Below are 20,849 nucleotides of genomic sequence, written 5' to 3'. Positions count from 1 at the left end.
GCGAAAAGCAGTCGGCCGATCGAATGGCCGGGATCTTCGGCTGGTTCCTCGAGGGCCACCCGCTCCTGACCAACCGCTCGATGTGGCGGAATTTTCCGATGATCCGCAGCAAACGCTGGGTCAAGGACAACATGGTGCTGCTCGGCGATGCCAAGGCGACCGCGCATTTCTCGATCGGCTCCGGCACCAAGCTGGCGATGGAAGACGCGATCGCGTTGGCGGACGCCATGCAGCGGGCGCCGACGGTCGAAGCCGCCTTGCAGGAATACGAGCTGGGACGCCGCGAGGAAGTCGAGAAGACCCAGCACGCCGCCGACGTGTCGCTGGTCTGGTTCGAGCACGTCGATCGGTTCTGGGATTTCGATCCCGTGCAGTTCGCCTTCGGCGTCATGACCCGGGCCAAGGCGATCACTTACGATAATCTCACGCTGCGCGCGCCGGATTTTGTCAGTGAGGTCGACAAGGCGTTCGCCCGACAGGTTCGTGCCAGGGGTTTCGACGTCGATGTCGAGCGGCCGGTGGCGCCGATGTTCCAGCCGATGCGGCTGCGCGAGATGACGCTTGCAAACCGAGCGGTGGTGTCGCCGATGTGCATGTATTCGGCGAAGGAGGGCGTGCCCGGCGATTTCCATTTGGTGCATTACGGGTCGCGCGCGCTCGGCGGCGCCGGTCTGATCTTCACCGAGATGACCTGTGTCGGGCGCGACGCGCGCATCACGCCCGGCTGTGCGGGCCTCTGGAACGACGAGCAGGAAGCCGCCTGGCGGCGCATCGTCGATTTCGTCCATGCCAATTCCGCGGCGAAGATCTGCCTGCAGCTCGGCCATGCCGGCCGCAAGGGCGCCACCCGCCTGATGTGGGACGGCATGGACCGACCGCTGGAAGAGGGCGGCTGGGACGTCATCTCGGCATCGCCGATCCCCTATTTCCCCGACAGCCAGGTGCCGCGCGAGATGGACCGCACCGCGATGGACGCGGTCAAGGCCGAGTTCGCAGCCGCTGCCGAGCGGGGCGAAGCCTGCGGCTTCGACATGCTGGAGCTGCACTGCGCCCATGGCTATCTGCTGGCAAGCTTCATCTCGCCGCTGACCAACCAGCGCACCGACGCCTATGGCGGCTCGCTTGAGGGCCGGCTGCGCTATCCCCTGGAAATCTTCGCGGCGTTGCGGGCGGCGTGGCCGGCCCACAAGCCGATGTCGGTGCGCATCTCCGCCACCGACTGGGCCGATGGCGGCATCACCGGCGAGGACGCGGTGGAAATAGCGCGGGCCTTCGCCGAGGCCGGCGTCGATCTCGTGGATGTCTCGACCGGACAGACCGTGCGCGATGCCCAGCCGATATACGGCCGCATGTTCCAGACGCCGTTCTCCGACCAGGTCCGCAACGAGGCCCGGGTCGCGACCATGTGCGTCGGCAACATCACGACGTCAGATCAGGTCAATACCATCCTCGCCGCCGGCCGGGCCGATCTGGTGGCGCTCGGGCGCCCACATCTGGTTGATCCGGCGTTTACGCTGAAGGCCGCGGCCTGGTATGGCGCCGAGGCGGTGTTCTGCCCGCCGCAATATCTGCCCGGCAAGGAACAGATTTTCCGCAACAGCGTCCGCGACCGGCAGGATTTCGGGGACCTGAAAATTAAGGCTAAGCCGAAGACCCGGGCCGAGCTCAAGGCGGAGGCCACAAAGCCGCTTGCGGCCGAGTGAGGCGCCATGCGACGTTACGGGTCGTCGCAAGCTGTCTGGGTATGAGTGGAGTAGAGCGATGAAGGCGATTATCGTCGGTGGCGGTATTGGGGGCCTTACCACGGCGCTGATGCTGCGCGCCCGCGGCATCGGTTGCGAATTGTTCGAGCAGGCCGATACGATCCGCGAGCTTGGCGTCGGCATCAATACGCTGCCGCACGCGATCCGCGAACTGGCTGGTCTGGGATTGTTGCAAAAGCTCGACGACGTCGCGATCCGCACCGATGTGCTCTATTATCTCAACCGCCACGGCCAGGAAGTCTGGCGTGACGTCCGCGGCGTCGAGGCCGGCCACGACGTGCCGCAATTCTCGATCCATCGCGGACGGCTGCAAAGCGTGATCCATCAAGCCGTCGAGGAGCGGTTGGGACCGGATGCCATCCACACCGGCTGCAGGCTCGGGGCTTTTACCCAGGACGAAGGCGGGGTCACCGCCTATTTCTTCGATCGCACCGGCAGCCACATCAAGACCGTGCGCGGCGATATCCTGATCGGCGCCGACGGCATTCATTCGCGGGTGCGCGAGACGCTGTTTCCGAACGAAGGACCGCCCTGCTGGAACGGGCTGATGCTCTGGCGCGGCGCGCGCGACTGGCCGGTATTTCTGACCGGCCGCTCGATGATCGTGGCCGGCGGTCTCAATGCCAAGGTCGTGGTCTATCCGATCGCGGAAGGCTCGAGCCCTGCCAACCGTCTCACCAACTGGGCGGTGCTGGTGAAAATCGGTGACGGCAATTCGCCGCCGCCGCGCCGCGAGGACTGGTCGCGGCCGGGCAGGCGCGAGGAGCTGATGCCCCATGTCGCGCGGTTCTCGGTGCCGCATGTCGACGTGCCGAACCTGATCTCGGCGACACCCGAATTCTACGAATATCCGACCTGCGACCGCGATCCCTTGCCCTATTGGTCGAGCGGCCGCGTCACGCTGCTCGGCGACGCCGCCCATCCGATGTATCCGGTGGGTTCGAACGGCGCCTCGCAGGCCATTCTCGACGCGCGTTGCCTGGCGGATTTGCTGGCGCGCTCCGAGCATCCGCGCCAGGCGCTGATGGCCTATGAGCAGAAGCGGCTGCCGATGACGGCGGAGATCGTGCGCTCCAACCGGCGCGGCGGCCCGGAAGGCGTGATCGACGCGGTCGAGCAGCTCGCCCCCGACGGTTTTGCCGATATCGACAAGGTCCTGAGCTACAGCCAGCGCGAAGCCATCGTGCGCGGCTATGCCCACAAAGCCGGCTTTGCGGCCGTGCCGGGGCTGGCGGCGGTAAGGGCGTAACGGGCGGCTTGCACCGACCTCATCCTGAGGAGCGCGCCCTTGCGCGCGTCTCGAAGGATGGCGGCATCGGGGCTTCGTGGTCGAGACGGCGCAAGAGCGCCTCCTCACCATGCGGGCATCCGGAGGGTGCTTTTGCCACCATCTCCCTCACGCCCCCGGAGGCGGCGGCAGGAAGTGGATGTTGTATTCCGCGGCTATCGCCACGACATCCTCCGGCTTCTGCTCCTTCATGTTGTGAAGGGCCCAGAACAGGTCGTACAGCTTTTGCGTCGGCGATACCCAGAACAGGACTTTCGCGGTCTGGTCGGACTTGTTGAAGATGCCGTGGGGAACGCCCATGCCCAGCCGGATCAGGTCGCCCGGCGTCGCCTGGGCCTCAGAGCCTGCGAGGAAGAAGTCGAGCTTGCCTTCCAGCATATAGAGATACTCGTCCTGGTCGGGATGGATATGCGGCGGCACGAAGGTGCCGGGCGGCAGCGTCGCGTGCCACGAAAAGCAATGGTCGGTGCGGTTCTTCGGCACATAGGTCTGGCCGAGGATGTTCCAGGAAATCCCCTGCATGCCCTCATTGGCCCGGGTGATGCCGGTTATCTCGCTTGTCATCGGCTGTCTTCTCCCTTTCGTCGTCTGGACGCGTTTTCTTCGTGCGAGGGCGTATCCGCGTCGCTCGAAAACGCTTTGGGTGGTTCAGTTGCCCGGTACGCAATCCTTGGCGTAACGGTCACCGTAATTCTCGAACACCTTCTGCACGATCTCGGTCTGGAATTTGCCGTCGGCGCGCTTGGCGACCTTGGTCAAATAGAAATCCTGGATCGGATATCCGTTGACGTTGAATTTGAAGCCGCCGCGCAGCGAGGTGAAGTCGGCCTTCTTCAACGCGGCCGATACTGCTTCCTTGTTGCTGAGGTCACCCTTGACCGCCTTGACCGCGCTGTCGATCAGCATCGCCGCGTCATAGCCCTGCATGGCATAGGTACCGGGCACGCTGTTGTAGGCAGCTTCATAGGCGGCGACGAATTTCTTGCTCTGCGGATTGTCGAGATTGGGCGCCCAGTCCGCGCCGCCGAACATGCCAACCGCCGCATCCTGCTGCGCCGGCAGCGTCGATTCATCGACGGTGAACGCCGAAAGCACCGGAATCTGATCGGCAAGGCCGGCCTGCCTGAATTGCTTCACGAGGCTGACACCCATGCCCCCCGGCATGAAGGTGAACACGGCGTCGGGCTTCTGCGACGCGATCTTGGAGAGTTCGACCTGGAAGTCCAGCGTGCCCAGCGGCACGTAGCTCTCCTCGACGATCTCGCCCTTGTAGTCGAGCTTGAATCCGGCGGCGGAATCCTTGCCGGCCTGGTAGTTCGGGACCATGACGTAGACGCGCTTGTAGCCGCGATCCTGCGCTACCTTGCCGAGGATCTCGTGGACCTGGTCGTTCTGGTAGGAGGTCACATAGAAAAACGGGCTGCAGTTCTTGCCGGCATAGCTCGACGGGCCGGCATTCGGGCTGATCAGGAAGGTCTTGTTGTCCGTCACCGGCTTGTGGATCGCCTGAAGGATGTTGGAGAAGATCGGCCCGACGACAAAATCGACCTTGTCGCGCTCGAGCAGGCCTTTGACTTTTGTGACGGCGCTGTCCGGTTTGAGTTCGTCATCGGCCGCCACGACTTCCACATCCCGGCCGGCCATCTTGCCGCCGAGGTCCTTGATCGCGAGCGTGAAGCCGTCGCGGACCTGCTGGCCGAGCGCCGCCGCCGGACCCGACAATGTCACGATCACGCCGATCTTGAGCTTCTCCTGCGCGACCGCCGCATTGGCAAGGATGCCGAACAGGGCCGCAAGGCCAGCCAACTTCAACTGCTCTTTCATGACTTCTCTCCTGATCGGCCGCGTTGCGGCCGAAAATCCACGCCAACACGATCCGTACCCTTCGGGACGGCAGCTTATTCTGATGACGGTGCTCGCGGCAAGCAAGGCGGCCACGAACTTCAGCCCATCAAGCCAAGGCGACATTGAACATGCAAACCGAACATGCAAACGGCGCGCCAATTGTTTGAACCCTAAAGAAATTCGAGCAGGACCCATCAAAACATGCCGGCGGCGTTTTGACTTGCGGCAAGCCCCGAATTATTTGAAGGTCAAAATAACGGGTCGAAAGCCCGGCCGGGGCAAAAATCGCGATGCCGGTCGAGGTGCGGTCGCGGGGACGCCAGGCAGGTATGATTGCATCATGATCCTTGATTCCGAGACCAAGGCCGTCGAACTTCCGGAAGATCACGGCAACGAACTTCGGTTGTGGCTTCGCCTTTTGACCTGCACGACCCTGATCGAGGGCGAGGTCCGCAGCCGGCTGCGTGAGCGGTTTGATGTGACGCTGCCGCGCTTCGACCTGATGGCCCAGCTCGACAAGGTTCCTGACGGCATGACGCTGTCCGATGTCTCGAAGCGGATGATGGTCAGCAACGGCAATGTCACGGGCCTCGTCGAGCGCCTGGTCGAATCCGGCCATCTGGACCGGCGAACATCGGACACCGACCGGCGGGTCCAGGTGATACGGCTGACGAAAGCCGGCCGCGCCGAGTTTCGCAAGATGGCCGCCGAGCACGAGACCTGGATCGCCGATCTGTTTTCGGACCTTTCGCCGAAGGATGTCCGCGAATTGATGCGGCTGTTGGCCAGGACCAAGGCCTCCGCGCAGAAATCCGCGCAAAAAAGGACCTGAGGATCGTCGTGACCGGCATCGATTACGAGGCCGAATACAACAACCGGGCGCGGGTTCCGGAAAACCCCGCGCTGATCGCGGGCTGGGCGAGGGATGCGGCGGCCTATCGCGCGCAACACCCCCCGCGCTCGATTTCCTATGGTCCGGGCGCCCGTCATGTCATTGATTATTTTCCCGGCGACGACAAGGGCCCGATCGTCGTCTTCATCCACGGTGGTTACTGGCAGGCGCTGGATGGCTCCTCCTTCAGCCATCTCGCCCGCGGGCTGAACGCTCACGGCATCGGCGTCGCCATTCCAAGCTATGATCTCTGTCCCGATGTGACGATCGACCAGATCATAGGCGAGATGCGGATGGCGTCGCGTGAACTGGCGCGGCTCGGGCAGCCTCTGGTCATCAGCGGCCATTCCGCCGGCGGGCATCTGGCGGCCTGCCTGCTGGCGACCGATTGGCCGGCATTCGATGCCTCGCTGCCGGCAAGCCCTGTGATTGCCGCTTACGCGATTTCCGGGCTGTTCGATCTTAGACCGCTGATTAATACTTCGATCAACAAGGCGATGGGTCTCGACCAGGAAGCCGCCAGGGCCGCGAGCCCGTTGTTCTGGCAGGCGCCGGCGCACGGCAGTCTCGATGCGGTGGTGGGCGAGAACGAAAGCGCCGAGTTTTTCCGGCAGAGCCGAACCATCGTCGATCTCTGGGCAAAGGCCGGCGTCGCGACCCGGTTCGGCACGGTTCCCGGCGCCAACCACTTCACGGCGATCGCCCCGCTCGCCGAGGCGCATTCGCCTGTCGTGTTGCGCCTGAAGCAATTGGCGGGGCGGTAGAGCAAGATCGGCTCTGATTAGATCAGAACCGACGCTCTAGTCTTTTGTTTTGACGCGTTTTCCTAGCGCGAACCGGTATCCACTTCGCTTGAAAACGCTATGGAATTAAAAAAGTGTTGGATCGGGCGGATCTGGGCCCTTGCGCCCAATTGCTTTAAGTATAAAATGTTTAGGAATAAAGCGCTGCCGGGCGTCCTCGAACTTGGTCTCAAGCCTTTCATGCCGAAAGCAAGGGGCGTGGATATGTCAGGTACAGTTCAAACCAGTGGTCCAATACTTGGCCCAGCCCTTGGCCCATCGGGTCATGTTGACGATTTTACGCGGCGCAATCTGCCGCCGTTCGATCAATGGCCGGTCCTGCTTCTCGACCGGCCGGAGTTCCAATATCCCGAATACCTCAACGCCGCGGTCGAGCTGACCGACCGGATCGTGGAGAAAGGGTTCGGCGATCGTGTCGCGCTGATCGGCAACGGCCGCCAGCGTACCTACAAGGAGCTGGCGGACTGGTCGAACCGCCTCGCGCACGCCTTGGTGGAGAATTACGGCGTCAAGCCCGGCCATCGCGTTCTGATACGCTCGGGCAACAATCCGGCCCTGGTCGCTGCATGGCTTGCGGCAACCAAGGCAGGTGCCGTCGTCGTCAATACCATGCCGATGCTGCGTGCCGGCGAACTGGCCAAGATCATCGACAAGGCCGAAATCGCCCTCGCGCTGACGGACAGCCGCATCGCCGACGAACTGGTCGCCTGCGCGAAGACCAGCCGGTTTCTCAAGCAGGTCGTGAATTTTGACGGGACGTCAAACCATGATGCCGAGCTCGATCGGGTGGCGCTGGGCAAGCCGGTGCGGTTCGACGCGGTCAAGACCGGCCGGGACGATGTCGCGTTGCTGGGATTTACCTCCGGCACTACGGGCGAACCAAAGGCGACCATGCATTTTCACCGCGATCTCCTGATCATCGCCGATGGCTATGCCAGGGAGGTCCTCGACGTCACGCCGGACGATGTCTTCGTCGGGTCACCGCCGCTTGCCTTTACATTTGGGCTCGGTGGTCTCGCGATCTTTCCGTTGCGCTTCGGCGCCACCGCGACGCTGCTGGAAAACGCTTCCCCCAGCGAGATGGTCAAGATCATTGAAACCTACAAGGCCACGATTTGCTTTACCTCGCCGACCGCGTACCGGGCGATGATGACTGCCATGGACAACGGCGCTGATCTGTCATCATTGCGTCTTGCGGTTTCGGCCGGCGAAACCTTGCCCGCGCCGGTTTTCGAAAGCTGGACCCGCAAGACCGGCAAGACGATCCTCGACGGGATCGGCAGCACGGAAATGCTGCACATCTTCATTACCAACCGGGTGGGCGATGCCGCCGCCGGAACGACGGGGCGCCCGGTTTCCGGTTACGAGGCAAAGATCGTCGACGATGACATGAACGAATTGCCACCGGGCGCCGTGGGCAAACTTGCGGTTCGCGGCCCGACCGGGTGCCGCTATCTCGCGGATTCGCGGCAGTCGAACTATGTGCGCGATGGCTGGAATCTGACCGGCGATTCGTTCCTCCGCGACGAGAAGGGCCGCTTCTGTTTCGTGGCGCGATCGGACGACATGATCATCTCTTCCGGCTACAACATCGCGGGTCCCGAGATCGAGGCGGCGTTGCTGACGCATGCCGCTGTCGCCGAATGCGGCGTGGTCGGCGCGCCCGACGAGGCGCGCGGCATGATCGTCAAGGCCTACGTTGTTCTGGTTTCCGGCATCAGCGCCGACACCGCGCTGGCGAGCGAATTGCAGGACTTCGTCAAGCGCGAGATCGCGCCCTACAAATATCCGCGTGCTATCGAGTTCGTCACCCAACTGCCGAAGACCGAAACCGGCAAGCTGAAACGATTTGCGTTGCGGCAGATGGCGCAGGCCGGTGCTGCTTCGACGGGCATGGCCGCCGAATGAAGTGTGAAGGAGAACTGTCGGTGAGCATGCCCAAAGGGCCCACTCTGGCTGTCCTGCCGAAGACGAAGGACGAGACTTCGCCCGAAGACCCGCGGATCCTGCAACCCAGCGGCTGGCCGGCGCCCAGGGGATACGCCAATGGCATGACGGCCGAGGGCCGTCTGGTGGTGACGGGTGGCGTAATCGGCTGGGATCATCAGGGCCATTTGCCAGCGGATTTTGTCGGGCAGGTCCGTCAAACCCTGAGCAACATTTCAGCCATTCTCGCCGAAGGCGGTGCGCGACCCGAACACCTCGTTCGCCTGACCTGGTACGTCGTCGATATCGAGGAATATCTGGCCAGCCTGAAGATGCTTGGCCAAGTCTACCGCGAAATCTTCGGCACGCATTATCCCGCCATGGCGCTGGTCCAGGTCGTGCGTCTGGTTGAAAAGACCGCAAGGGTCGAGATCGAGGCCACCGCGGTCGTGCCACGCTGAAGCGACACGCGCCGCCGGCACGGGCAGGAGGTTTCGGTCAGCTCGCCTTGGCGTAGCCATCGTCTTCCGGAGAGTTCAGATACATTCCGGACATCGTGTCGACCCAGCACAGATGATCGTGAACTTTCTTCACCCCGGTCACATTCTCCGCGGCGACGATGGCGGCCTTCCGTGAGCGTTCCTCGGTGATGACGCCGCTGAGATGGACAATTCCGTCGCGCACGACGACGCTGAGGCCGAACGGACACCAATCCTGCTTCGCGAGGGTATCGATCACGCGGTTGCGAATGTGATCGTCGTCGGCGGTCGGATCGGGGAAGTCGCGGGCGAGGCTGGCTACGGCCTGCAACAGGTTGGCGCGCGTCACGATGCCGACGACCTTGTCGCCGCTCATCACCGGCAGACGCTTGACATTGTTCTTTTCCATCAGCGCCACGATCTCTTCAAGTGTGGTCTCTTCGTCGATGGTGAGGAGAGGTTCCGTCGTCATGATCTCGGCGACCTTGCGGCCGTGCTCGCGAACGAAATCGGTTGCCTCCTTGCCCGGACCCAGAATGAATTTCAGAAACTGGCCGCGCTTGCGCTGGGTGCCGATTTCACTGCGCCGAATGAAATCACCCTCCGAGATAATGCCGACGAGCTTGCCCGCGGCATCGACCACCGGAAGCCCGCTGACGTGCTTCTGCAGCATGGTGTTGGCGGCCTCAACGATCGTGGTGTCTGGCGTGACTGATAGGACCGGCCGGGTCATGATCTGATGGGCGCGCATGGGAACTCTCCGAAGGCTTGGAATTGAACCGATGCTTTGCAGATTAAGCCAGCTGCTCCGGCGCGATTTGACACAGGTCAAAGGCACTACGCGGCCGGGTTGATGCAGCTCAATGTCAGTCCGGGAATGCAGTGGTATACTGGTTTTTAACCGCAAAAGAGGAGGTCGTCATGCCAGAACTCTCTGAGCTTATTAGCCCTGTTATTGAGCCTTTGGCAGCCGATGCCGCGGCACGATTTACCAAAGCGAACAAGAATACGCTGGATTTCATGACGGGCGCGCAAAAGGTGATGTTCGAGGAAATGATGTTCGCCAGCAATGAGATGCTGGAGCGGGCGCGAACCGAGACGCACCTGTTGTCCGAATTCATCTCGAAAATGGCCGCATCGCATTCTGTCAAGGATCTGAAAACAATGGGCCAGGAATGCGCCCAGCACCAGATCGACTTCATCCGCCGTGACAGTGAGCGGCTTTTCAAGCATGGCGAGCGGATGCTTGAGACTACGTCGAAGCTGCTGGCCAACCAACCGCAAGCCTGATCGTCTTCGGGCTGTCATGGATTTGCGGTCCACTTGTTCGCCCGATGTGAAAGAGGCTGATTCCATGGCATCGATATCGAGCCTGCCAAAGGCTGAAGCGCCGCGGTTGCCGTGTCCCGCCCATGCCGCAGGTTACGGTGAAGACCACCGCACCATGGCGCCAGGCGAGTCTGGCGCCGGGCCGGAACCCGACACGAAGCCGCAGCAGCCTGAGCCCTATCCGGCCGACCGCGCGTTCCACGCCATGCTGGCGAACCTGACCGGCGGCGTTTCGCCGGTCGCCTTGTCGCTTGCCTATATTGATTGGGCCTCACATCTGGCTGCGGCCCCGCAGCGGCGAATCGAGATCACCCAGGATGCGCTGAGCAGTACGCGGCAGTTCTTTGAATCCGCCTCACACTTTTTTTCGCCCGGTCAGGGACCATGGTCGCAGATCAAGCCGGCGCCGCAGGACCGGCGCTTTGCCAAGCCGGAATGGGAAACCCCGCCGTTCAATCTGTTTGCCCAGGCCTTTCTGCTGAGCGAGCAGTGGTGGCACAAGGCGACCACAGGGGTGCGTGGCGTGGCGCCGCAAAACGAGGCGATCGTCGAGTTCTCGGTGCGGCAGTTGCTCGACATGTTCGCGCCGTCCAACTTTGCCGCCACCAATCCACAGGTGCTGCAGAAGGCGCTGCAGAGCGGCGGCGAGAATTTTGTCCTTGGCTGGCAGAACTGGCTCAACGATCTGCAATTGGTCTCCACCGGCAAGCCGCAGGGCGACAACGCGTTCGTGGTCGGCAAAACCGTGGCAATTTCGCGCGGCAAGGTCGTGTACCGCAACAAGCTCATCGAGCTGATCCAGTATTATCCGTCGACCGGCAAGGTGCATCCGGAGCCGATCCTGATCGTGCCGGCCTGGATCATGAAATACTACATTCTCGATTTGTCGCCGCATAATTCGCTGGTGAAGTTCCTGACCGATCAGGGCTTCACCGTGTTCATGATCTCCTGGCGCAATCCAGACGCCGCTGACCGCGATATCAGCTTTGACGACTATCGCACGCTTGGCGTGGAAGCCGCGGCCGCGTCGATCGGGGATATCATGCCCGGTCGTCAGATCCATGCGCTCGGCTATTGCCTGGGCGGGACACTGCTGTCGATCGCGGCTGCGAAAATGGGACGGAACGGCCCGTTTAAGACGATAACCTTGCTCGCGGCGCAAACCGATTTCACGGAAGCGGGCGAGCTGACCTTGTTTATCAATGAAAGCCAAGTCGCATTTCTCGAGGACATGATGTGGGAGCGCGGCATGCTCGAAACCCCGCAAATGGCGGGGGCCTTCCAGTTGCTGCGCTCGAACGACCTGATCTGGTCCCGGGTTGCGCATGACTATCTGATGGGAGAACGGGCGCCGCCCAGCGACCTGATGGCCTGGAACGCCGACGCCACGCGCCTGCCATACCGGATGCATTCGGAATATTTGCGCAAGCTATTTCTGCACAACGATCTCGCCGAGGGCCGCCATCTCGTCGAAGGCAAGCCGATTGCGCTATCGGATATCCATGCGCCGATGTTCGTGGTAGGCACCGTCCGCGACCATGTGGCGCCCTGGAAGTCCACCTACAAGATTAACTATCAGGTCGACGCCGACGTGACCTACCTCCTGACCAGCGGAGGCCACAATGCGGGCGTGGTGGCGCCGCCCGGCGAGGCGGGGCACAGCTATCAGGTGGGCACCAAGAAAGAGGATGGCCCCTATATCGGTCCTGATGAATGGCTAAAAGCGACGCCGCTTGTGGAGGGCTCGTGGTGGCCGGAATGGACGCGATGGCTGACCGCGAAATCCGGCGAGCCCTGCGAACCGCCGAAGATGGGCGTTGGGCCGGGCGACGGCCACAGTCTGCCCGATGCACCCGGCGACTACGTCCATCACTGAAGCGTTTTCAAGCGAAGCATGCCCTGATCAGAGCCGATCGCGACTAGATCCGGAACGGCTTCAACTCGGCGAGCTTTTGATAGGTCGCCGCCGCCGTACGTATCAGGCGTTTTTCGTGCCCGGGACCGAGAAATATTCGGAACACCCCGGCGCCGCCTTGTCCCAGCGTGGCCGCGAGCGACTGGCACCGCGCATCGTCGTTCAATTGCCCGAGAGACCTCTGCGCCTTGCGCAGCAACTTCAACGTTGCCTGCAACCTCGAAATCTCGCTCTCTGAAACCAGGTCCGCGACGGCTTCGATGGCATAGTTGAGCCTTTTGTTCAACAAACGCACCCGATGCCGCTTCTTGGTGCCGATTTCGCGCAGCCTGCGGCTTTTCTTGATCAGCTTTTCCCACCACTGCATCAGTTTGCGCGCGCCGTATTCGGAGACCGGGCAGGCGCGCTCGTTGGCAGCCTGCCTCCCCGTCTTCGTCGACCAGGAGCCTTTCTCGATCCAAAGCGAGATGCTCTTGATCAGCCGCTGATATTTGACGGAGCGAAGGGCGCGCGTCAGATGCCGCTGGGCCCCGGCGCGCTCCAGGCTCCATGATCGGTAGGCGGCCTGCGGACGCGGTTTGATCGCTTTCAGCCGTTCGATCGCGACGTCGAGATCCCGCACCGCGCCGAGATGAGCGTTCAGCCACTTTAATTCGTCCGCCAGCCGCGCCTGCTGCGGGCCGGCCACCATGGGCGAGAAGAAGGCGATGATTGTCCGCAACCGCGTCAACGCGATGCGCATTTCATGCAAGGCGCGAGCATCACCTCCGCATGTCGCCTCTTGATGCGCGGTCAAGTCTCTGAGATAGCGGCCGGCGGCGCTCCGAAACGCGGTGTCGCACCGCATGACGGCAGTGAGCGACGCCGGAGCAGGCCGCCGCGGTTGCGTTCGACGGCCGCGGGCGGTGGCCTCACTTGATGGTTTCGATGATACCGGCAACACCATGGGATCAGCGTGCCTCGTCGTAACCTGCTTGGCAACCGCCGGTGCAGCAAGCCTGCCCGCTTGTTCAGGAGGAGGGGACGGGCCGGGTGAAGCGAGGCAGGCATTGCTCCAGGGTTTGGCCCGGCGTTCCCGATGCGTCCACGACCGCCCAATCCATTTGGCCGATGTCATATTTCTCCTGAAATCCGGCAATCTCTGGCGTGGCATCGGAGGCATCGGCGTCGCGGCTACCGACCCGTCGCTGTCTGGTCGCAAGGTCCGTCACCAGGAAGAGTCCGGAAAACCGGACATTCAGCTTGCGCGCCAGTTCGCAGATCGCGTTGCGCTCCGCCACATCGGCAAAAACCGCGTCGACGATCACGGAATGGCCCTGGGCGAGAATTCGCGATGCGCGCCGCATGAGGGTTTGGTAGATCGTCTCGGTTACCTGCGGCCGGTAAGCACTTTCCGGCAGCCGGTCGGTTTCCCCGATCTGGAAGTGCTGTTTCCGCAGCACGTCCGTGCGCAGCACGACGGCGCCGGGCTGGGGCAGGACAACGGGGGCGAGCGCCCGCGCCAGCACGGATTTTCCGGTTCCGGACAGCCCGCCGACCGCGACGAGCGTCGGTGCGGAGGGATGGATCGTGCGTTGGGCAAGCTCGAAATAGGCCCGCGCCGACGGCATGATACCTGCGGTGTCGCGAGAATTCCGACCGATGCGGGCGAGCATCACATGGGCGCGGATCGCCGATCGCAGCGACAGAAACAGGGGAAGGGTCGCGAGCGCATCGAGATTGTCGAGCGATGCGATCGCAAGATATCGGTTGAGAAGGGCGTTGGCGGCGGCCGGCCGGTCGTAGCGGAGGAAATCCATGATCGCGAAAGCAAGATCGTAGAGCACGTCGATCGACGCGATCACGGGATCGAACTCGATCGCATCGAACAGCACGGGCTCTTGCCCGATCAGCACGATATTCGCCAGATGCAGGTCGCCATGGCAACGCCGCACATAACCCTGCCGACCGCGCTGCTCCAGCAATCCGCGCAGGCGGGAAAATGCGGAATGGGACGCGTGTTCGAGGTCATCGATCGCTCCAGCCATAAAGCAATTCGCTTCCCGGAACGCGGCGCTGTTGCCCTCGATGATGCCAGGGATCGAATGGATCCATGGCTCCGCCGCTGCGAGCGGAGCGCTGCGGTGCGAGGCTGCGATCGCTTCCGCAGTGGCGTCGACGAGGGCCGGATCGAGCGGACCGGCTTCGGCCAGATGATCGAGGGTTCGACGTTCGTCGAAGCGGGCCATTTCAATGGCGAATTCGACCGGCGCACCTGGCCCGTCGATCTCAAGCGATCCGTCGTGATTTTGCGTGATCGGTACGACGCGGTGATAGATTTGCGGCGCGAAGGGACGGTTGATCCTGATCTCTTCGTCGCAGGCGGCCTTTCGCTTCTCGAGTGTCGAATAATCGAGAAACGGGAAACGCACGGCGCGCTTGATCTTTAGGGCGCGTGCCCCCTCGAGAAAAACCGATGCCCCATGGGTATCGATCCGATGGACATCGGGATGCTTTGCGGGGTCGGTCAGAAAAGCGAACACGCGCTCCTGCGTGTCGGTTTCGGCCGGGATTGAAGTTGCCATGCGCCGGTCGATCTCAGGGTTTGAGGACCGCTGCACCGAGTAGTTGTCCGGTGCGCAGCTTTTTCAGGACATCGTTGGCTTCAGCCAGCGGGAACGCCGTCGTTTGGGTGCGGATTCCCGCGCGCGGCGCAACTTTTAGGAAATCCAGCCCATCCTGGCGCGTGAGATTGGCCACCGATACCAGTTGCCGCTCTTCCCAGAGCAGATTGTACGGAAAGCTCGGAATATCGCTCATGTGAATTCCCGCGCATACCACCCGCCCGCCCTTGCGCACCGCGCGCAGCGCCGCCGGCACCAATTCTCCGGCGGGGGCGTAGATGATCGCCGCGTCGAGCGGAACCTCGGGCCGTTGATCCGACGCGCCGGCCCATACGGCGCCCAACCGACGGGCGAAATCCTGCGCCGCGACGTCGCCGGATCGCGTGAAGGCGTAGACCGAGCGGCCCTGCCAGCGGGCGATCTGGGCGACGATATGCCCGGCCGCGCCGAAGCCGTAGATACCGAGCCGCGCGGCGTCCCCCGCCATTACCAGCGACCGCCAGCCGATCAGGCCCGCGCACAACAACGGCGCGATCGAAACATCGTCGCCGTCTTCGCCGAGCGGGAAGGCATAGCGGCTGTCGGCGATGGTGTGCGTGGCGAAGCCGCCGTCCCGCGTATAGCCGGTGAACAGCGGACGGTCGCAAAGGTTTTCCATGCCGTCCTTGCAGAAGCGGCAGACGCCGCAGGTGTATCCGAGCCAGGGGATTCCGACGCGGTCGCCGACCCGGTGGGTGGTGACGTTACCGCCCAGCAGGTCGACGCGGCCGACGATCTCGTGGCCGGGGATCACGGGATATTTGATGTCGGGCAGCTCGGCATCGACGACATGAAGGTCGGTCCGGCATACGCCGCATGCGCTTACCTTGACGCGAATTTGCCCTTCGCCGGGAACGGGGTCGGCGCGCTCCTGCATCTGCAGCGGCGCGCCCGGCGCCGGTAACACCATCGCACGCATGCACGCTTCTCCCGAAATAGGCGGTAACTTATCACATATGATCTCCGGCCGACTAATTCTTGACGTCGATCAAATGGAACACCGCGGGATCACCTATCAATTCTCGCGGTCTTGATGCAGGTCAACAAGCAACGCGTCCCAGCTCCTTAACTATCATCCAAGGAGAGCGCACATGGCGATCAAGGATATCCTTTTGCCGCTGGTCGGCGAACCCAATGCGGCGGCGATTGCCGCAATCGATAAATGCATGGCGGTGGCCGGCGATTTCGGTGCCCGGGTCACCGCGATGGCGGTCGAAGAGGACATTTTGGTCCGGCCGAAAGTGACGATCTCGTCCGATCTGGAAAATGCGGCGGAGGCCGCCGCGATACGCAGCGTATCGGACGCCCGCGGTCTGCTGAAGGCGTTCGACGCCGCGGCAAACCGTTTTGGCGTGCGCAACGAACAGCGGCTCAACCGGCTGGGTTCGGCGGATATTCCGGGGAATTTCGCGGAGTCTGCGCGGCTCGCGGATTTGTCGATGGTTCCGGTCAAATCGGATGGTGGCCAATCGGAGCAGATCGCAGAACGGCTGATATTTGAATCAGGCCGGCCGATTCTGATGTGTCCGGAGGAACGTGCACCGGAGTTGGCCGTCGCATTCGATCGGGTCATGATCGCGTGGGATCATACCGCGCCGGCCGCGCGAGCCGTCGCCGATGCGCTACCCCTGCTTCAGGACGCCGCCGAAGTGCGCATCGTGACGGCAACCGACGCCAAGACGCCGGCGGAACTGGAATCCGGGGCCGCTCTTGTGAACCATCTCGCAGAGCATGGCATCAAGGCGACGTTTGAAGCGATAAGAATAGATGGCAGCTCGGTCGGAAAGGTGTTCGAGGCCTATGTGAAGGCCAATGCAATCGACCTTCTGATCATGGGGGCGTACCGCCACTCCCGGCTGAACGAAATCGTGTGGGGCGGCGCGACCAAGACCGTCATCGGGCGGCCACCTTGCTGGGTCTTGATGTCGCGTTGAGGCAATCATCCGCTAAAGTGTGAACGGTTTGGCGACAAGCACGTGTGCCAAGCGCGTTAACCCCCTCAAAAACCCGGCCGGCCAGAACAACTGATGTCAACCTATCGCCTGAAAAATCTGCTTGCGCCCCGCTCGCTTGCGCTGGTCGGGGCAAGCCCGCGCCAGGGCTCCGTCGGGGGCTCTGTTCTCCGGAACATTCGCGACGCGAAATTCAAGGGTGAATTTGGCCTGGTGAATACGCATTATGCCGAAGTCGATGGCGTTGCCACGGTCGGCAGCCTGAGCCGATTATCGTTCGTGCCTGAACTCGTGGTGATCACCACACCGCCGGCAACGGTCGCCGGCCTCATCGAGGAGGCGGGGAAGCTCGGTAGCGCCGGCGCGGTGATTATCCCGGCCGGGCTTGGCCATGGGACGGGCTCGCCGGCGGAGGCTGCCGAACGCGCCGCGCGCAAATATGGGATGAGGCTGATTGGGCCCAATTGTCTCGGCATCCTTATGCCCGGCGTAAATCTCAACGCCAGTTTCTCCGCGCATATGCCGGTTGCGGGAAATCTGGCGCTGATCTCCCAGTCGGGTGCGATCGCCACCGGCATGGTCGATTGGGCCGCGCAGCGCGCGGTGGGCTTCTCCGGAATCATTTCCATCGGCGACCAGCTCGACGTCGATATCGCCGATCTGCTGGATTACTTCGCGCTGGACGGCAAGACGCGCGCCATCCTGCTTTATGTCGAAGCGATCAAGGACGCCAGCAAGTTCATGTCGGCAGCGCGCGCCGCCGCCAGGATCAAGCCGGTCGTCGTCGTCAAATCCGGCCGCATGGCGCAGGGGGCAAAGGCGGCGGCGACCCACACCGGCGCGTTGGCCGGTTCGGATGCGGTTTACGATGCCGCGTTCCGTCGCGCCGGGATCCTGCGGGTGTCGGATTTGCGCGAATTGTTCGACTGTGCCGAGACGTTGGGGCGCGTCGAGTCACCTCCGGGAAAGCGGCTCGCGATCCTGACCAACGGCGGCGGCATCGGCGTTCTCGCGATCGACCGGCTTTGCGAGTTGGGAGGAATCCCGGCGCCGATCACGCCGGCTACCCGCGAAAAGCTCAACGCGATCCTGCCGCCGACATGGTCCGGATCAAATCCCATCGATATCGTTGGCGATGCCGACGCGGCGCGGTATGCGGCGGTGCTCGAAGTCTTGCTGGCCGACCCGGGCAACGACGCGATCCTGGTCATGAATGTTCAGACCGCGATCGCCCCGGCTGACGCCATTGCCGCGACCGTGACCGGCATAGTCAAGAAGTACCGTGAGCAGCACCGCCGCTCTGCCAAGCCGGTGCTCGCGGTATGGGTCGGCGCCGACCATAAAACCGCCGACATGCTGAGCGACGCCGGGATTCCGAACTACCCCACCGAGGACGATGCGGTACGCGGCTTCATGCATCTGGTGCAGCACCGCGAGGTCGTGACGATACTGGCGCAGGTCCCGCCGGCCATGCCCAGCGAATTTGTACCCGATATCGAATCGGCCCGGAAAATCGTTGCCGCAGCGCTCGCCGATGGCCGCCAGTGGCTTGATCCGGTCGAGATCAAGCGGCTGCTTGAGGCCTACAAGATCGCGATGGTGCCGACGTTCGCGGCCGCCGATGCCGAGCAAGCGGTTGCTTACGCATCTACCCTGTTCGCGCAAGGCGCGACCGTGGTGCTCAAGATCATGTCGCGGGACATCGTTCACAAATCCGATGTCGGCGGCGTCGTGCTCAATCTCACAACCCCCGACGCGGTGCGCGCGGCGACGGCCGACATCATCGCGCGGGCGAAAGCGCTTCGCCCGGAGGCGCGGATCTCCGGCGTCATCGTCCAGGCGATGGTGGTGCGGCCCAAGGCGCGCGAATTGATTCTCGGCCTCGCGGATGATCCGACCTTTGGCACCGTCGTCGTGTTCGGCCGCGGCGGCACGGCGGTCGAAATCATCAATGACAGGGCGCTGGCGCTTCCGCCGCTCGATCTGCAACTGGCGCGCAGCCTGATCGAGCGCACCCGCGTGTCGCGGCTGCTGCGTGGCTACCGGGACGTGCCGGCGGTCAAGCAGGACGCCGTGGCGATGGTGCTGGTCGAGATCGCGCAGATGGCGGCCGATATTCCCGAAATCCGCGAGTTGGACATCAATCCGCTGCTGGCCGACGAGAACGGCGTCCTGGCGGTCGATGCGCGGGTCGCGGTCGGGCGCGTCGAGCGGAAGTTCGGCGGTTCGGGCCCGGCCAATTTCGCGGTCCGGCCGTATCCGTCGCAATGGCAACGGCATATCGAGGTCAAGGACGGCTGGCGGATCTTCGTACGTCCGATTCGTCCCGAGGACGAACCTTTGATCCATCTACTGTTGCAGCACGTCACCAGCGAGGATCTGCGGCTCCGCTTCTTTGCGCCAATGAAGGAGTTTACCCACGAATTCATCGCGCGGCTGACCCAGCTCGACTATGCCCGCGCGATGGCCTTTGTCGCCTTCGACGAAGCCACCAAGGAGATGGTCGGCGTGGTTCGGATCCACTCGGACTCGGTCTACGAGAGCGGTGAATACGCGATCCTGCTTCGATCCGATCTCAAGGGCAAGGGGCTCGGCTGGGCACTGATGCAGCTGATCATTGAATATGCCGGGTCCGAAGGTCTCAAAATGATCTCGGGCGACGTGCTTCAGGACAACACGGTCATGCTGGAAATGTGCCGCAGCCTCGGATTCCAGGTCAAGACCGATCCGGTCGATCCCGGCATTTGCGATGTGAAGCTTGTGCTTTGAACCTCATTCCGGGGCGCGCGCAACGCGAACCCGGAATCTCCAAGTTGTTTTGCTATTTCCTCATCCACCGAGATTCCCCGATGTGCAATTGCACATCTGAGGTTCGTTCGCTTCGCTCCCGCCCCGGAATGACATGCTCTAAAGATGCGATACCACCACGACACGGTAGGTGTGCGTCTTGTCGGCCTCTTTGATCGAAACATATTCGCCCAATACGAAACGTTCGTCCGCGAAGTGAACTCCGACCTCGTCCGGCATGCCGGCGTCGTAGTGGAAGGTCCAGCCGCCGCCCGGGCGGTGAACGAGCTGGCCAAGGGCGTCGTCCTGATCGGGTCGTAACCGCGCGATCCGGCAGGCCTCGCGATGTGCGCGCCACAGCCGCGCGTCGATCCGGTCATTGTTATCGAGCGGCGCGACGATGACATAGGCGAAGGCTGCATCGCCCTCGGGATGGCCGGGCTCGCGGGCGAGTTCAATGCGAATCTGGCGAAACTGCGCCGGGAGAGACGTGTTCAGGATCGGCTTGGGGTGGGTGCTTTGCATATCGATCAATCCATGTTGCGAGAACTTTCCGCCCAAGTCGTGGCCGCAGTCATTTTTGCTCTGCCTCGGTCGATTTGGCAGGTGCTGCGGCGGCGGCCGGCTTCTTCAGGCTTTTGATGATGATCGTGATCAGGGGATGATCAGCAAGGGAAGCACTCCGTTTAACGGATGGTGGATCATTCCGGACACATGCGACTGCAGCGCGCGGGCCTCGATCTGCAGGGCATCGACTGAGGCGCTGTGGATTTCGGTTGCGAGCTCGAGCTCGCGGCCGGCCGGCGGCCGCGCGGCGATTACAAACAGCAGCGCGGCGATCACGAAGTTGAGCGCGCCGAGAATGGCCGCGGCGGAGATCGCACTCCAGATCTGCACCAGCGCAAAATAGGCCGATAGCTCCAGCATCAACAGACCAAAAGCCGCGATCAGCGCGGCAAATGCCCTCAGGCCGAGGCCGACAAGCAGATGCCGCATCCTGATATCGGCGATGATCCGATCGGTGCGCCAGAGCACACGCAGATGTTTGAAGACGTTCTCGGTGTTCACTTCAGTGTCCCCTCAACATGAAGCCGACGACGATGCCCAGCGCGAAGGCCGAGGCGAGCGCAGCGATCGGCCGCTCCGAGATGATGTTTCCGACATGGTCTTCATGTTCGCTCAGGGTCTCGCCAAGATCGCCCAGCGCGGCCTTGATCTGGTCCGCGAG

At 62.7% G+C, this 20,849-nt stretch carries 18 protein-coding genes; 10 read left to right on the top strand and 8 right to left on the bottom strand.

Annotated features, from left to right (window positions below):
• Together E8A46_RS19150 and E8A46_RS19145 are read left to right on the top strand one after the other, a co-directional pair.
• A partial coding sequence (locus E8A46_RS19150) for a bifunctional salicylyl-CoA 5-hydroxylase/oxidoreductase (protein ID WP_291564380.1) occupies positions 1-1,703 on the top strand: 1,703 nt, incomplete at its 5' end.
• Between the two features lie 58 nt (positions 1,704-1,761).
• Positions 1,762-3,012 (top strand): flavin-dependent oxidoreductase, encoded by a 1,251-nt coding sequence (locus tag E8A46_RS19145; RefSeq protein ID WP_291564377.1) that lies wholly within the window; start codon positions 1,762-1,764, stop codon positions 3,010-3,012.
• Positions 3,013-3,159: 147 nt separating this feature from the next.
• On the opposite strand, the gene E8A46_RS19140 is transcribed toward E8A46_RS19145, so the two are convergent.
• Positions 3,160-3,615, bottom strand: coding sequence for a cupin domain-containing protein (locus tag E8A46_RS19140; RefSeq protein ID WP_291564375.1), 456 nt, complete (start codon positions 3,613-3,615; stop codon positions 3,160-3,162).
• 84 nt (positions 3,616-3,699) lie between these two features.
• On the bottom strand, positions 3,700-4,875 hold the full coding sequence (locus E8A46_RS19135) for an ABC transporter substrate-binding protein (protein ID WP_291564372.1): 1,176 nt from the start codon (positions 4,873-4,875) through the stop codon (positions 3,700-3,702).
• 361 nt (positions 4,876-5,236) lie between these two features.
• On the opposite strand from E8A46_RS19135, the gene E8A46_RS19130 reads away from it, so the two are divergent.
• The 4 genes from E8A46_RS19130 (at position 5,237) to E8A46_RS19115 (ending at position 8,978) form a co-directional block, all read left to right on the top strand.
• Positions 5,237-5,728 carry a MarR family transcriptional regulator gene (locus E8A46_RS19130; RefSeq protein ID WP_291564369.1) on the top strand — a complete coding sequence of 164 codons (492 nt, stop codon included), beginning with the start codon at positions 5,237-5,239 and terminating at the stop codon, positions 5,726-5,728.
• An 8-nt stretch (positions 5,729-5,736) separates the two neighbouring features.
• Complete coding sequence (locus E8A46_RS19125) at positions 5,737-6,552, top strand: alpha/beta hydrolase (RefSeq protein ID WP_291564366.1); 816 nt, start codon at positions 5,737-5,739, stop codon at positions 6,550-6,552.
• Positions 6,553-6,795: 243 nt separating this feature from the next.
• Positions 6,796-8,499, top strand: coding sequence for a benzoate-CoA ligase family protein (locus E8A46_RS19120; RefSeq protein WP_291564363.1), 1,704 nt, complete (start codon positions 6,796-6,798; stop codon positions 8,497-8,499).
• 20 nt (positions 8,500-8,519) lie between these two features.
• Entirely contained in the window at positions 8,520-8,978 is a 459-nt protein-coding gene (locus E8A46_RS19115; protein ID WP_291564360.1) for a RidA family protein, read from the top strand.
• A 37-nt stretch (positions 8,979-9,015) separates the two neighbouring features.
• On the opposite strand, the gene E8A46_RS19110 is transcribed toward E8A46_RS19115, so the two are convergent.
• Complete coding sequence (locus E8A46_RS19110) at positions 9,016-9,747, bottom strand: CBS domain-containing protein (RefSeq protein WP_291564356.1); 732 nt, start codon at positions 9,745-9,747, stop codon at positions 9,016-9,018.
• Positions 9,748-9,917: 170 nt separating this feature from the next.
• On the opposite strand from E8A46_RS19110, the gene E8A46_RS19105 reads away from it, so the two are divergent.
• Both E8A46_RS19105 and E8A46_RS19100 read left to right on the top strand, forming a co-directional pair.
• Positions 9,918-10,286 carry a hypothetical protein gene (locus E8A46_RS19105; protein WP_291564353.1) on the top strand — a complete coding sequence of 123 codons (369 nt, stop codon included), beginning with the start codon at positions 9,918-9,920 and terminating at the stop codon, positions 10,284-10,286.
• Positions 10,287-10,350: 64 nt separating this feature from the next.
• Complete coding sequence (locus E8A46_RS19100) at positions 10,351-12,201, top strand: alpha/beta fold hydrolase (protein ID WP_291564350.1); 1,851 nt, start codon at positions 10,351-10,353, stop codon at positions 12,199-12,201.
• A gap of 43 nt (positions 12,202-12,244) precedes the next feature.
• Here E8A46_RS19100 and E8A46_RS19095 read toward each other — a convergent pair whose 3' ends face one another.
• The 3 genes from E8A46_RS19095 to E8A46_RS19085 form a co-directional block, all read right to left on the bottom strand.
• Positions 12,245-13,087 carry a CHAD domain-containing protein gene (locus tag E8A46_RS19095; protein ID WP_291564348.1) on the bottom strand — a complete coding sequence of 281 codons (843 nt, stop codon included), beginning with the start codon at positions 13,085-13,087 and terminating at the stop codon, positions 12,245-12,247.
• 163 nt (positions 13,088-13,250) lie between these two features.
• Positions 13,251-14,804 (bottom strand): bifunctional aminoglycoside phosphotransferase/ATP-binding protein, encoded by a 1,554-nt coding sequence (locus tag E8A46_RS19090; protein WP_291564344.1) that lies wholly within the window; start codon positions 14,802-14,804, stop codon positions 13,251-13,253.
• Positions 14,805-14,817: 13 nt separating this feature from the next.
• Positions 14,818-15,801, bottom strand: coding sequence for a zinc-dependent alcohol dehydrogenase family protein (locus E8A46_RS19085; protein ID WP_291564342.1), 984 nt, complete (start codon positions 15,799-15,801; stop codon positions 14,818-14,820).
• Between the two features lie 172 nt (positions 15,802-15,973).
• On the opposite strand from E8A46_RS19085, the gene E8A46_RS19080 reads away from it, so the two are divergent.
• Positions 15,974-16,816 carry a universal stress protein gene (locus E8A46_RS19080; RefSeq protein ID WP_291564339.1) on the top strand — a complete coding sequence of 281 codons (843 nt, stop codon included), beginning with the start codon at positions 15,974-15,976 and terminating at the stop codon, positions 16,814-16,816.
• Positions 16,817-16,909: 93 nt separating this feature from the next.
• Positions 16,910-19,603, top strand: coding sequence for a GNAT family N-acetyltransferase (locus tag E8A46_RS19075; RefSeq protein ID WP_291564336.1), 2,694 nt, complete (start codon positions 16,910-16,912; stop codon positions 19,601-19,603).
• Between the two features lie 138 nt (positions 19,604-19,741).
• On the opposite strand, the gene E8A46_RS19070 is transcribed toward E8A46_RS19075, so the two are convergent.
• Together E8A46_RS19070 and E8A46_RS19065 are read right to left on the bottom strand one after the other, a co-directional pair.
• The gene (locus E8A46_RS19070; protein WP_291564333.1) at positions 19,742-20,146 is read right to left on the bottom strand and encodes a hypothetical protein; all 405 of its coding nucleotides are present in this window, start codon (positions 20,144-20,146) and stop codon (positions 19,742-19,744) included.
• 129 nt (positions 20,147-20,275) lie between these two features.
• Complete coding sequence (locus tag E8A46_RS19065) at positions 20,276-20,689, bottom strand: phage holin family protein (protein WP_291564329.1); 414 nt, start codon at positions 20,687-20,689, stop codon at positions 20,276-20,278.
• Between the last annotated feature and the right edge of the window lie 160 nt (positions 20,690-20,849).

Source organism: Bradyrhizobium sp., from assembly GCF_004799445.1.
In the GTDB taxonomy this organism is placed as follows: Bacteria; Pseudomonadota; Alphaproteobacteria; order Rhizobiales; family Xanthobacteraceae; genus Bradyrhizobium.
The sequence above is the reverse complement of the archived record's forward strand: the minus strand, read 5'-3'. Positions and strand labels throughout refer to the sequence as shown.